Source organism: Chiayiivirga flava, from assembly GCF_014202825.1.
Taxonomy (GTDB): domain Bacteria; phylum Pseudomonadota; class Gammaproteobacteria; order Xanthomonadales; family Xanthomonadaceae; genus Chiayiivirga; species Chiayiivirga flava.
Genome location: NZ_JACHHP010000006.1, coordinates 24466 through 38153, shown reverse-complemented (window position 1 = coordinate 38153; position 13688 = coordinate 24466). Strand labels below are relative to the sequence as shown.

Here is a 13688-nt window from a genome sequence, read left to right as displayed (position 1 = left end):
AAGGTGCCGAAGGCGGATGAGGGCGTGCGTGGAGGGTCTTCGCAGCCGTCGTCGAAGTCCAACCGCTCCGGCATGACAGTCTACGTAACGTGCGAGGTGGCGCCCTCATCCGCCCTGCCGGGCACCTTCTCCCGAGGGGAGAAGGAATGCGAGCCCGATACGGCTTCGGGACATCGAAAAACGGGGGCGTCGCGCTCGCTGCGCGGCGAAAGAGGGAACGCCGCACCGCGACACTGGCAGGATGGAACCCGCTACGCCAGCAGCATCGCCTTGAGCCGCTGGATTTCGTCGCGCAGCTTTCCGGCCTCCTCGAACTCGAGATCCTGCGCGTGCTTGAACATCTGCTGTTCGAGCTTCTTCATCGTCGCGGTGATCTGTTCCTGCGTCATCGCGCGGTAGTCTGCCTTGGCCTCGGCCACCTTGCTGCGCGTGCGGCCCTTCGGCAGGCGCTCGTCGTTCGCGGCCTCGCGTGCGCCTTCCATCACGTCGGTGATCTTCTTGACGATGCCCCTGGGCTCGATGCCGTGTTCGGCGTTGTATTCGACCTGCTTCGCGCGGCGCCGGTCGGTTTCGTCGATGGCTGCCTGCATCGAGCGCGTCACGCGATCGGCGTACAGGATCGCCTTGCCGCGCAGGTTGCGCGCGGCGCGACCGATGGTCTGCACCAGCGAGCCTTCCGAACGCAGAAAACCTTCCTTGTCCGCATCGAGGATCGCAACCAGCGACACCTCCGGCATGTCGAGGCCTTCGCGCAGCAGGTTGATGCCGATCAGCACGTCGAACACGCCCAGGCGCAGGTCGCGGATGATCTCCACGCGCTCCACGGTCTCGATGTCCGAATGCAGGTAGCGCACCTTCACGTTGTGCTCGGCGAGGTACTCGGTGAGGTTCTCGGCCATGCGCTTGGTGAGCGTGGTGACGAGCACGCGGTCGCCCATCGCGACGCGTTCGTTCACTTCCGACAGCAGATCGTCGACCTGGGTGCCGACCGGGCGGATCTCCACGACCGGATCGATGAGCCCGGTCGGCCGCACCACGAGTTCGACGACGCTGCCTTCGGCCTTGTCCATTTCGTACTTGCCGGGCGTTGCCGAGACGTAGATCGCGCGCGGCGCGCGGCGCTCCCACTCGTCGAACTTCAGCGGGCGGTTGTCGAGCGCGCTCGGCAGGCGGAAGCCGTATTCGACGAGATTCTCCTTGCGCGAGCGGTCGCCCTTGTACATCGCGCCGAGCTGCGGAATGGTGACGTGCGATTCGTCGACCACCAGCAACGCATCCGCCGGCAGATAGTCGAACAGGCACGGCGGCGGCTCGCCGGCCATGCGGCCGGTGAGGTGGCGCGAGTAGTTCTCGATGCCCTGGCTGTAGCCGATTTCGGCCATCATCTCGAGATCGAACGTGGTGCGCTGCTGCAGGCGCTGCGCCTCGACCAGCTTGTTGGCCGCGTAGAGCTGTTCGAGCCGGTCCTTGAGCTCGATCTTGATCGCCTCGATCGCTTCGAGCACGGTGCGGCGCGTGGTGACGTAGTGCGATTTCGGATAGACGGTGTAGCGCGGGATGCTGCGAATCACTTCGCCTGTGAGCGGATCGAACAGGCTCAGTTTCTCGATCTCGCCGTCGAACAGCTCGATGCGCAGCGCCTCGGTTTCGTTCTCGGCCGGATGCACGTCGATGAGCTCGCCGCGCACGCGGTAGGTGCCGCGCCGCACCTCGAACTCGTTGCGGGTGTACTGCATCTCGGTGAGGCGGCGGATCAGTTCGCGCTGGTCGATGCGCTCGCCGCGCACCATGTGCAGCACCATCTGGTGGTATTCGCTCGGATCGCCGAGGCCGTAAATGGCCGACACCGTCGCGACGATCAGCGAATCCCGGCGTTCGAGCAGCGCCTTCGTGGCGGACAGCCGCATCTGCTCGATGTGCTCGTTGATCGAGCTGTCCTTTTCGATGAACGTGTCCGACGAGGGGATGTAGGCCTCGGGCTGGTAGTAGTCGTAGTAGCTGACGAAGTACTCGACCGCGTTGTGCGGGAAGAACTCCTTGAATTCGCCGTAGAGCTGCGCCGCGAGCGTCTTGTTCGGCGCCATGACGATGGTGGGACGCTGCACCGCCTGCACCACGTTGGCGATGGTGTAGGTCTTGCCCGAACCGGTGACGCCGAGCAGGGTCTGGTGCGCGAGACCGGCCTCGAAGCCGTCGATCAGGCGGCGGATCGCCTGCGGCTGGTCGCCGGCGGGTTCGAACGGTGCGACGAGCTGGAACGGCTGGGACATGCGGCGGATTCCTGCGTCGTGGCGGCGTGAGCATGAAAAGGTAGGGGCAACGCAGCGGTTCCTCAACCGCGCGCACGCCTCGCAGACGGACTGCGAAAACTCCTAGCGACGGCGCGCGGAGCGCCGATGCCGGGCCGTCCGGGCGAAAGCCACACTGGCTCCACGCTCAACGCCCACGGAGATGTCCCATGAACAGACACCAGACCGGCCTCACCCTGATCGAACTGCTGATGACCCTGGCGATCGCCGCCGTGCTGCTCAGCCTCTCGCTGCCGACCTTCGCCAACTTCACCGCGCGCAACACCGTCGCCGCCTCGCACAACCTGATGATGACCGGCTTTGCCGCGGCGCGCGAAGCGGCCATCGTGCACCGCGCCCCGGCGATCCTGTGCCCCGGCGACGAGGCGACCGGCTGCCGCAAGGACGGCATCTGGGACAGCGGCTGGATCCTGTTCCTGGACCGTAATGCCGACGGCACCCTGGGCGGAAGCGACACCCTGCTGCGCACCGAAATCGGCTTCGCGGGCGACGTGGCCATCCGCAGCAGCAAGCACCGCAGCCGCGTCACCTTCAAGCCCAACGGCATGGCCGAAGGCAGCAACCTCACCGTGAAGCTGTGCGACGCTCAGGGCGCGCCATTGCAGGGTCTGGTGACGAGCAACACCGGCCGGACGCGGGCGTCGACGGCGGCGGAAGTGGCGACGATGACGGCGTGCTTCTGAGCGGCAGACGCAGGGTCCAATCAGACTTGCAGCATCCCGCGCGACGACCGAACGCTGGCACCCGCGCCCCAGCCGGCGTTCCACACGCAGCACCGAACAACGAGTGGCTGCGCGCGACGTCCGCCCACATTGCGCGATGCACGAACACCTGCACCGAGCCTCGAGCCGTGCCCATCAGGAAACACGGAACGATCAAAAACGGCACTGCCGAAAACGCAAAAGGCCTGCATCGCTGCAGGCCTTCGCGTATCTGGCGCCCGAGGTTGGACTCGAACCAACGACCCCCTGATTAACAGTCAAGTGCTCTAACCGGCTGAGCTACTCGGGCGGAGCCGCGTATTCTAGCCGATGGAACGCGAGGGTCAAGGGCCGTCGAGAGGACTACCAGCAATCGTCGAGATCGCCGCCGGTCGGCGTCTTGGCGCCGGTCTGGTCCACGGTCATGGTCCCGCACTTGTCCTCGGTCTGGCCGTTCTGCGGCTCCGCGGTGACGGTGTAGGTGGTCACGGTCAGGTCGGAGGCGGTGATCTCGTAGTGCGGATCGGGATCGCCCGACGGGGAGGACATCGTTTCCGCGTAGCCGGCATAGGTGTTGTTGACCGTGTGCCAGCGTTCGAGCCCCTGCACCATCTGCAGCGCGACCGCCTTGCCGTCCGCCCGGCGGCTCTTGCGTACCTGATCGTTGTAGGCCGGCACGGCGATGGCCGTGAGAATGGCGACGATGGCCACGACGATGACCAGTTCGATCAGCGTGAATCCGGATGCGTTGCTGCGGCGTTTCATCGGCGTTCCCCAAACCCTTCGTTGTATGGACATCGCATCGCGTCCCGGCGGAACGCGGGCTGTCACGTCAGCATACGCGTGACAGCCCGCCCATGGGTCAGCGGATTTCTCGCCAGGACGACCGACCCGGCGTCATGCACGTGAATTCCTTGAGGCCGTCCGGCGTGAGCACCTGGATGCGGATCTTGCTCGACGAACACAACGCGGCGCCGGTGGCGGGATCGGGTTCGGTCGACGGCGGCGTCGTCACGATCGGGGGCGCAACCGTCGGCGGCCCCGAGCCCAGCGACGAACTCGCCACCGTGCAGTCGCCGGTGCAGTCGCCACCACCCACCGAATCGTCGCCACCGTTGGTGGCCGCGGTGAACTCGCCGGTCGGCAGCGACACGCCGCCGGTCGACGCATTCAGCACATACAGCCAGTTCTCGCCGCCGGGCTCGCACTCGTTGCCGACCGGCGTGAAGGTCGTGAACACCACGCGTCCCAGACCGACCGTCGGCAGGCCCAGCACGCGCTCGCCGCGCGGATCCAGGCCGTTGAGCTTGAGGTCGAGGAACCATCCGGACTTCTCGTCCCAGCGCACGGCGTTGTTGCTGCCGGTGCGCGCGATGCTGCTTTCCGTCGATCCCTGCTGGCCGAGCTGCTGCTGCTGCAGCGCACTGCGGTCGGCGATCGTCGCGACCGCATTCTTGCCCGCGTTGTCCCACAGGCCGTAGAAGGTCTCGATGTCCGGATCGGCCTCCACCGCGTTGTCGCCGGTCAGCATGTAGCGGCCGGTGCCGAAGAACACCATCAGTCCGCCGAGGTGATGGCGCGACAGTCCGATGGACCCGGTAATGATCTGGCGCTTGCCGTCGGGGAAGCCCGTGACCGCCGGACCGTGGGCCTGGAACATCGGCTCGTTGCCGCCCCCGGCGATGCCCCAGGTCGACGAGGCGCCGCCCAGATTGATCTTCCACAGATTGCCGTGGTAGTCGCCGACATACGCGGTGTCGATGTAGATATCGTCGTCGAGGCTGGCGAGCTCGGGCGACGACATGCCGTTCGGGTCCAGCAGGGCCTGCGCGTCGCTGATGGTTTCGACCTCGATCTGCTTGAGCAGTTCGCCGTCGGACAGGCGCACCACGAACAGGCTCGCGCGCTGGCGTGCGGAGTTGTAGCCGTTGCCGAACACAGCCACCCACGTTCCGTCCTGCAGCACGCCCACTCGCGGCTGGCCGAACGAATAGCCCATGTCCGGGTGGGTGAATTCCCACATCACGTTGCTGGCGGTGAAGCCGGCCGCCGGATCGGTGACGTCGAGCGCGATGATGCTCTTGCCGCCGGCGCCCATGCCGCTGAGCAGCACCGTCTTCCAGCCGCCGTTGATGTAGGCATCACGCTGCACGGCCGACGCATCGACGAAGTAGCGATGCGTGTAGTTCGGATCGATGAGCTCCTTCAGATTGGGCAGCGAGGAGTTCGGGATGACCGCAAAGATCTCCTCGCCGCCGGTCTCGGTGGCGTCGAAGGCATGCAGCATTCCGTCGTTGGCGCCGACGAACAGCACCGGCGTACGCTCGGATTTGTCGTCGAGGAACTCGTTGTAGGAGTCGCCGCCGTCCTCTGGCAGCAGGCGCACATACGAGTAGTTGCCGGTATTGAGCACCTCGGGCTGCGAATTGAGGATGTCGCCGAGCAGGCGATCGCGATCGCGGAACGTCCCGCCGTTCTGCTGCTCGAGCGTCTGGTCGCCGCGCAGATAGTCGATGACGTCGTCTATCTGGTCGTTGCTCAGCGTGGGCAGGCCCAGGCGCGTCTGCGCCGTCGACGAGCCACTCGTCAGACCTGCGCGGGTGAACGCGCCGACTTCGCGCGTCGCCGTCTTGCCCGGCACGCGCACCGCAAAGATGTTGCGCGCCGACGGCTCGGGCATGGATTCGGCGGCGGACCAGACCTTGTCGCCGATTTCGCCGTCCGCATCCAGCCGGTAGGCATTGATGTCGCCGGTCCAGTTCGAGGTGAAATAGCTCGGAATGAACGCGAGGAATCCCGCATCGCGGCGCGCGCCGCTGGCGGCGACACCGCCGGTGGGCTGCGAATCGGCCTCGATTTCGCTGAACGCTTCGGCCAGCTGATCCTTCAGCGTCAGTGCGTTGGTGACCAGGAAATAATTGTCGGGCGTTCCGGCCACCTTCGAGTCCCACTCGCCGCTGTCGGGCACGCCGTCGTTGTCGTTGTCGTCGAAGCCGCCGTACTTGGCCGCGTACCACAGCGGGTCGCGCAGCACCGTGGCGCCGGACGATCCGACGGTGAACGTGCGCGTGGTCGTGGGCGGCAGGCCGGCGCATTCGGACGATGTCGGATTGGTGGCGCAATAGCCCGGGTCACGACCCGGCGGTGTGTTGAACGCGTAGTTGGTCTGATGCGCGCAGCTCGCCGTCGTGCCGTCGTTGGGCTGGCCGTCGCGCAGATCGCAGACTTCCAGATAGATGCCGTCCTTGGTGGAGCCGGTCATGGTGTAGCCGATCGCATGGTTCGCGCTGCCCGCCGCATATTCGGACGTCAACGTCACCGTGACGGTGGAATTGGCGTTCTGCTTGACCTCGTAACGCACGATGGCGTCCATGTCGTGGTCGTTGCCCTGCTCCACGTCCTCGTAGTTGATGCGGAACAGCGCATAGCCGCGGCCGGCGTTGATTGCGGTATCGCTCGGCTGGCCGGGCAGATTGACGATCTTCTCGACGTAGAAGTCGACGATAGTGTTGGTCGGCTTGCGCGTGCCGTCGCCGAAGGTGCCGCTGACGGTCTTGGCGAACGGCAGCAGCGTGAGCTTGTTGTTGCCGACCGGGAATTCGATCTTCGGCAGCGGCGATGCCACGGCCACCGAATACGTGCTCAGGTTCTCGACCGAGTTTTCGTTGATCGCGTCGTTGGTCTTGCCGTAGTACGCCACTGCAGCGGAATAGTAGGTGCCTTCCTTGGTCGGCTCCTCCGGCGAAAGTCCACGGATGTTGCCGAACGACGAGGCGGACTTTGCACTCGGCGCCGAATCCGATGCCGCGGTGCCGGACTGGCCGATGTACACGTCCCGCGCGCCGCCGAATTCGTGGTTCCAGATCTGGCCGCCCACGGTGTTGGCATTGAAGCTGGAGATCGTGGCCGGCGACGTGATGCTGACCGAGTTCCACGGATTGCCCGGCAGATCGGAGTCGTACGACGGATTGATGTCGCTCACCACGGTCATGACCGGCTTGGCGCAGGCGCGGTAGCCGAGACCACCGTCGGCGACGGATTCATAAGGATCCTTCCATGCGGGAGTGGCGAGCTTGAGCGTGGTTTCCTCGCCCACACCGTTGCCATGTCCGCTGGGCGTGGCGGTGAATCCTGAGTACGCTTCCCCACCGGCAAAATAACGCAGCGCCTCGAACATCATCTCGCCGATCGGATTGCCCCACATGCGGCATTCGCCGTTGACGATGGCGCGATTGCCGATCGACGGGCAGTCACCGGTGCCGCCGCCCCAGGCCCAGTTGCTGCCTTGGCCGCCGCTGCCGCCGATCATGCGCAGCGACTTGATCGTGCCGACGATGCCATCCGCGCCGTCGAGAACCGCATTGTCGCCCGCGCCGATCTTGAAGGTGCCGTCGTCGGCGTTGATTTCTTCCTGGAAACTCAGCACGTTCCGCCGCAGCACGCCACCTTGCAGGTTATTGACCTGCGAGCCGGAGATCAGACCGAAGAACATGCGGTCGGTTTCGCCGTAGTCGTGCAGCACGCCGGTCGGCTTGTAGTTTCCGTCCGGATACTCCTTGCAGTTGTCCTCGCGCAGCGCTGCGGTCGACGGACACACTTCGACGCGCACAAAACGGTCGGCATCGCGCGAAGAACCGTTGCTCTGCGGCGGACGCAGGTTGTAGAAATTGAACGAGGGCGCTTCGGCCGCGCCGGTATTCACGTTTCCCTGGTGATCACTCGTCGCATCGAATGTGGTCCAGCCGAACAAGCGCGGATCCAGCACCACCGAACCTGCGGTCTTGGTCCACTGCAGTCGGTAGCCGTCGCCGCCAGCTCCCTCCTCGTGGCGGAACTTGTAGTAGTAACGCGTATTCCGCGAGAGCGTCACGCTGGCGGTCATCTCGTTGCCCGCGCACGCACCGAAACCACGCCCGGCCGTGGTGTAACAACCGGCCGTGGCGACCAATCCCGTGGCATTGCCCCAGTTCTGGTTTGTGCGCAGCTCGAAGTCGATGACATCGTCTCCGTCGATACGGAAACGGTAGGTTCCGCCGGCGGCGTTCTGATCGCGAATGCGGAACATGCCCGTCGCGATGCTGAGATAGTCATCATCCGTGCCGTTCGGGTTGCAGTTGTTGTCCTGGCAGTTGATGCTGTTGCGACTGACCGTACCGCCGTACTGGTTCGCAGCGATGGCGTACGTCGTTTCCATCGTGTTGAAGGCGGCTCGCGATCCCGGGTGGCCGGGATGGGCGGGCGTGGTCGTACCCACGCAATCCGGGCCGTTGCCGCCGTGCAGACAGCGCGTATCGGCCACCGGACCTTCGATCGAGACCCACTCCCAGATGCGGTACGGACTGCTGCGCAACACGCGCAGCACGGGTGCGCCGCCGTCGGCGGAGCCGTCGGGGTTGGTCAGCGAGGTCACCGCAAACAGGTGATAGCGATTCGCACTCGGCAACGGCAAGGGCGTGTAGCTGGCGATGTTGTAGCCATCGCGCGCGACGCTCAGATATTCCTTGCCCCACGAGTGCGCGTCGTGCGTGACGTAGTTGGTCTGCAGTACCGTCGAGCTGTCGGTGTCGACGAATCGGTCTCCGCCGTACAGCACTTTCTTCAGCGCGTCGCCGCGGCCGGTGGTGAGGTAGTTGAGGAAGTCGCCGCTCCACGTGCCGGAGCACTGCTTGTTCGTCGTCGCCGACACCGGCGAGAACTTGCCGGCGGTGTAGCTGTAGCAGGCATAGGAGTTGAAATAGCCGTAATAGTCGATCTTGTAGCGCGACTCCTCCGGATCGGACGGCGCCGGGCTCTTGAGCTCCCAGCCCTTGTAGCCAATGTCGAGAATGCCGTCGCCGTTGAGATCCGAGGCGTCGTTGTAGGCCTCGTAGTACAGCTTGTGGTCCTTGCCCATCACGAGCATGTTCAGTGGCGGCGTTGCGCTCTCCAGATACAGTGGCGACTGCGCGACGTCCAGAGCGGACCACGCAGGAGCCGAGTGTCCGGCAAGCACGACGAGCGTTGCCGTGACGGCGAGCAGGCGCAGGGGCAGAAATCGCATGGTCAACTCCTCAAGGACCGGGGCGTGCCCGGTCACTCCAAGATGTAGGTGGATTGCACGATGGTGCGGGCCGAGGCATCCGCGGCGTCTTCGTCATCGACGCCGACACCCACGGCTGCCACACGGAACATGAGGCACTGCCAGCTGCCGGCGGACACCTCGCCGATGGCGGTGTCGAGATTGCCGACCATGCCGCTCGAGCGGCCTGCGCCGAAGTCCCCCTGCATGGATTCGAACGCCGACTCGCTCACCGTGGCGCCCTCTTTCCAGGTCGGGATCATGTTCGCGCCGCCGATGCTCGGATCCGGTCGGCAATCGGCCGACTTGTCGGCGGACAACCGTGCGGAAATGTCCAGCTCGCGCGCACGCAGGAATCCGTCGGCGCTCTGGAATGCGAGGTCGTCGACCCGGTAGTTGCTCGCCATGCGCTCCTGCAGCGCGGTCACCTGCGCGACCGACACGCCGAGGATCGAAACGATCACCAGCAGCATCAGGGCAACGAACAGCGCCGCGCCGCGCTGGCCGCGTGCATGCGGCGGGGGGACTGGATGGTTCATCGGACATTTCATGGGCAATACCCGGGCTCAGTAACGGTTGCGCACGGCGACCACCGCTTCGTACACGGCACGCAGATTCGCGTCGCCGGCGCCCGAAGTGAACGTCACGTCGCCGACGTTGTAGTTCGCATCACCGCCCTGCACGGCGGCGGTTTCCAGACCACGCAGCAGCAATGCCGCGCGCACCTTCTTGATGCGGCGCATGTTGTTGACGTACGCCGAGGTGGTGTTGTCGTTTTCGCCGTTCGCGAGAGTCTCGGCGGTGACATAGGCATTGGGCGGAAGGCCCTGCAGTTCGCTGACCGACGACGTGGCCATTGCCGCGCTGACGCCGAAGGTGAGCTGCATCGACTCGATGCCGTCGACCAGCCGTTGCGGCGGCCCGATCACCGGCAGGCCCGCTGCGTCGAGAATCAGCTCGCGACGGATCAGCGACGGAGCCGTCTCATCCTGCGGCAGCCCGACGTAGTAGATCGCAATGCGGTAGCGATGCAGCGGCGATCCTTCGCCGATGGTGCTGGTGCCGTAGTAGTACTCCTTCCAGCCCGGCGGATCGGAATCGGGAATGGCCTGATTCCAGCTTCCGCCGCCGACCACCGAGGTGAAGACGGCCTCGACCCCATCGCCGGCGGGCAAGGTGTCTTCGATCGAAGGCGCCGTGTTGACCTGGAACAGGCTGATCTGGCGACAGTCGGTCGCCACGTACATGGCGCCCTGATCGATGAAATCCTGATCCGCGGCGGCCACCGACATCCGCCCCGCGGCAAGATCGCTGCCCTTGATCGGCACGTAGTCGGCGCTCGCGTAACGCACCACGAAGATGTCGCTGTTGACCACGGCAGGAGCTTCCGCGTCCGACACCCAGGCGAACACGTCCGCAGGCAGGGTCGGCGACCATTTGCTGCCGGCGTCGACCAGCGACGGCACTTGCGTCAACGCGACGGCCTCGCCCGGCGCCGTGTTTTCGTACTCGAATCCCTCGATCGGAAGGTCGGTGCGGAACGCCCAGTTCGCGCTCGATTCGATCGGTGTTCCATCGGCAGTGAACGCCGTCGCGGTGTGGTTGTAGAAACGCCGCAACGGCTGGTATTCGTTGAAACAGCCCCACTGGCCGCCCATGCGAAGGTCGCCGCGGATGAAATCCATCGCGAAGCGCCCGCCTTCCTGCACGCGCGACAGCGCGGACGTGGTCTGGTAGACGGCGCGCGTGGTGCCGAAGACTTCCACCATGCCGAGCATCAGCACCACGCCGATCGTGATCGCGATCATGAGTTCGATCAACGACAGGCCGGCCTGTCGCAGCCGTACGTTGGGCATTGCGGTCGGGAGATGACGTGCGTTCACAGGGTCGTACTCGTGCTGAAGAGCGTCTCGCCGTCGTCGGAGCAATCCGCGGAGGCGTCGTAGTTGCGAAGATCGTCGGCCCAGCACAGCTGCACGACGATATCGCCCGTGACCGTGCCGCTGGTGGTGCCCGGCGCGGTGGCGAATGCACCGACGATGCGGCCACGCCCGTTCGGAAGGTCGCGACAGATGCGGTCCTGCCAACGCGCCACGTCGCAGACAACCGGGTTGACGCTGGCGCCGACGCAATCGGATGGCGGCGTCGCCGCCGGCCCGGCACACACCGGCGTCCAGCTGTCGAGCCCGGACAGATAGCCCGAAAGGTTCGCGCTCGTGCGGTTGCCGCGCATCGAGTCGATCAACTGGTAGGCCAGATTGGTCGCCTGCGAGCGATAGTTCGCGCTGCGCGCGTTCTGCAGCGACATGCCCTGCAGCGCGGCCATGCCGAGCAGCCCGATCGACAGCACCAGCACCGCGATCATGACTTCGATCAGGGAAAAGCCGCGCGCCGCCGGCCTGTGTCTTGCTGGGATCATTCGCATAGCAAATCCCCGTCCGTGCGGCCGGTGCGAACCTGGCCGATGGCTGAAATGGTGATGACGCGCCGCATCGGCTTGCCTTCGTCGCAGTCGTCCGGTTCGAGCACGAAGGGCGCGCCGTCGGCCGGAACGCCGACCTCGGGCAGGCCGCGCGGTCCGAACTCGATCGCGTTCGTCGCCGCCGAGGTGAACGAATCCTTCTCGCTGACCGTGCCTTGGCGCAGCACTTCGTCGGCGCCGAGCACGCCGTCGCGGTCGATGTCGGCCCAGACGATCCAGCCCTGGCTCCATGTGCCGGTGCATGCCGCCTTGTCCGCGCTCGCACACAGACCGGTCACGGTGTTGCGCTGCAGGGCCTCGCTGCGTGCGTACATCACCGACGCGATGAACTCGTTGGTGGTCGAGGCGATGCGGTTGCGCGCCATCGCATCGGTGAAGCTCGGCAACGCGAGCGACAGGCCGATCGCCGCGATGGCGATGACAATCATCAGCTCGATCAGGTTGAAGCCCGAATGCCGGCGGCGCGACGGGCCGGGACGGGTGGGACGCTTTGCCACGGACTTCCCCCAAAAGGAGCCAGTGGAAATGTTAACCAGCAACCTGAACGCCGATTCACGGGTCGCGATGAGCGGTACAAAATGCCGGACGACAGATGAGCTCTGCGCGATGTTTGGCGACAAGTGGCGCAATCAGTGCGCTTTCGACAGCCTCGGAAAGCGATTTTGCGCGAACCGCCATCGCCCGACCCTGCCCCGCCGGCCGGCCGCCCCGGCGAGGTCTTGTCCTCCGTTCCGCCGGGCACAGCGGCGCTCAGTCCGCCGCCACCACCCGGTAACACGGCTTGTACTCACCCGACATCTTCATCCGGTTCTGCGCGACGAAGGCGCGCAGCAGGTCGTCGAGGGCGCGCATGATGTCCGGCTCGCCGTCGATCACGAACGGACCGAACTGCTCGATCGCGCGCATGCCCTCCTCCTTCACGTTGCCCGCGACGATGCCGGAGAACGCGCGCCGCAGATCCGCCGCGAGCAGGTGCGCGGGCTGGTCGCGGTGCAGCTTGAGGCGCGCCATGTTCTCGTGCGTGGGCGCGAACGGGTGCTGGAACTCGGCCGGAATGCGCAGTGCCCAGTTGAAGAAGAAGGCGTCTTTCGTATCGAGCCGGTGCGCACGCACCTTGTCCATGCCGCGCTGCATGGCGCGCGCGACTTCGCGCGGATCCTCGACGACGATGCGGTAGTGCTCGGCCACCGAATCGCCGAGCGCCAGCCGCAGGAAGCGGTCGATCTGCTCGAAGTACGCCGCCGCCGCGCTCGGGCCGGTGAACACCAGCGGGAACGGCGTGCCGGCATTGTCCGGGTGCAGCAGGATGCCGAGCAGGTAGAGGATTTCCTCGGCCGTGCCGACGCCGCCGGGGAACACGATGATGCCGTGACCCACGCGCACGAACGCTTCGAGACGCTTCTCGATGTCCGGCATGATCACGAGGTGGTTGACGATCGGGTTCGGCGATTCGGCCGCGATGATGCCCGGCTCGGTGATGCCGATGTAGCGGTTGGAGCGGCGGCGCTGCTTGGCGTGCGCGATGGTCGCGCCCTTCATCGGGCCCTTCATCGCGCCCGGGCCGCAGCCGGTGCAGATGTCGATCGCGCGCAGGCCGAGCTGGTAGCCGACCGACTTGGTGTAGAGGTATTCCTCGCGCCCGATCGAGTGGCCGCCCCAGCACACCACGAGGTTCGGGTCCACGTGCGGGCGCAGGATGCGCGCGTTGCGCAGGATCTCGAATACGGCGCTGGTGATGTCGTCGGAGGCGCCGAGATCGAACTCGCCGCTGCCCTGGATTTCGGTCGAGACGTACGCGATGTCGCGCACCACCGCGTACAGCAACTCGGCCACGCCGACGATGATCTTGCCGTCGACGAAGGCCTCGGCCGGCGCGTGCGCCAGTTCGATCTTGATGCCGCGGTCCTGCTGCTGCACCTGGATGTCGAAGTCGGGATAACGCACCAGCGCCGCGCGCGGATCGTCCGACGCGCTGCCGGAGGTCAGCACCGCCAGCGCGCAGCGGCGCAGCAGTTCGTGCAGGCCGCCGCTGGAGGCATCGCGCAACCGGCTCACTTCGTGGCGGGAGAGCACATCCAGGCCGCCGCGCGGGGAAATGCGGGCGTTGACGGTGGCAGGCGACATGGGGATCCGTGCGT

Annotated in this window: 9 protein-coding genes and 1 tRNA gene; 1 reads left to right on the top strand and 9 read right to left on the bottom strand. The window is 65.8% G+C overall.

Features of this window, described 5'->3' with window-relative positions:
• Positions 1-251: 251 nt before the first annotated feature.
• Positions 252-2270 (bottom strand): excinuclease ABC subunit UvrB, encoded by a 2019-nt coding sequence (uvrB, locus tag HNQ52_RS14585; RefSeq protein ID WP_183961918.1) that lies wholly within the window; start codon positions 2268-2270, stop codon positions 252-254.
• Positions 2271-2458: 188 nt separating this feature from the next.
• Between uvrB and HNQ52_RS14580 the strand changes: the two genes are divergently transcribed.
• Entirely contained in the window at positions 2459-2992 is a 534-nt protein-coding gene (locus HNQ52_RS14580; RefSeq protein WP_183962071.1) for a GspH/FimT family pseudopilin, read from the top strand.
• Between the two features lie 251 nt (positions 2993-3243).
• Here the strand turns inward: HNQ52_RS14580 and HNQ52_RS14575 are convergent.
• The 8 genes from HNQ52_RS14575 to ppnN form a co-directional block, all read right to left on the bottom strand.
• Positions 3244-3320, bottom strand: a tRNA-Asn gene (locus tag HNQ52_RS14575).
• 53 nt (positions 3321-3373) lie between these two features.
• Entirely contained in the window at positions 3374-3775 is a 402-nt protein-coding gene (locus HNQ52_RS14570; protein WP_183961917.1) for a type IV pilin protein, read from the bottom strand.
• Between the two features lie 97 nt (positions 3776-3872).
• Complete coding sequence (locus HNQ52_RS14565) at positions 3873-9050, bottom strand: pilus assembly protein (RefSeq protein ID WP_183961916.1); 5178 nt, start codon at positions 9048-9050, stop codon at positions 3873-3875.
• 32 nt (positions 9051-9082) lie between these two features.
• Complete coding sequence (locus HNQ52_RS14560) at positions 9083-9607, bottom strand: pilus assembly PilX family protein (RefSeq protein ID WP_183961915.1); 525 nt, start codon at positions 9605-9607, stop codon at positions 9083-9085.
• Between the two features lie 27 nt (positions 9608-9634).
• Positions 9635-10924, bottom strand: a complete 1290-nt coding sequence (locus tag HNQ52_RS14555; protein ID WP_183961914.1) for a PilW family protein — start codon at positions 10922-10924, stop codon at positions 9635-9637.
• 23 nt (positions 10925-10947) lie between these two features.
• Entirely contained in the window at positions 10948-11487 is a 540-nt protein-coding gene (gene pilV / locus HNQ52_RS14550; protein WP_281378052.1) for a type IV pilus modification protein PilV, read from the bottom strand.
• A complete protein-coding gene (locus tag HNQ52_RS14545) occupies positions 11484-12170 on the bottom strand; it encodes a GspH/FimT family pseudopilin (RefSeq protein WP_183961912.1) in 687 nt (228 codons plus the stop codon). The genes pilV and HNQ52_RS14545 overlap by 4 nt, the downstream gene beginning before the upstream one ends.
• A gap of 130 nt (positions 12171-12300) precedes the next feature.
• The gene (gene ppnN / locus HNQ52_RS14540; RefSeq protein ID WP_183961911.1) at positions 12301-13674 is read right to left on the bottom strand and encodes a nucleotide 5'-monophosphate nucleosidase PpnN; all 1374 of its coding nucleotides are present in this window, start codon (positions 13672-13674) and stop codon (positions 12301-12303) included.
• Positions 13675-13688: the final 14 nt, after the last annotated feature.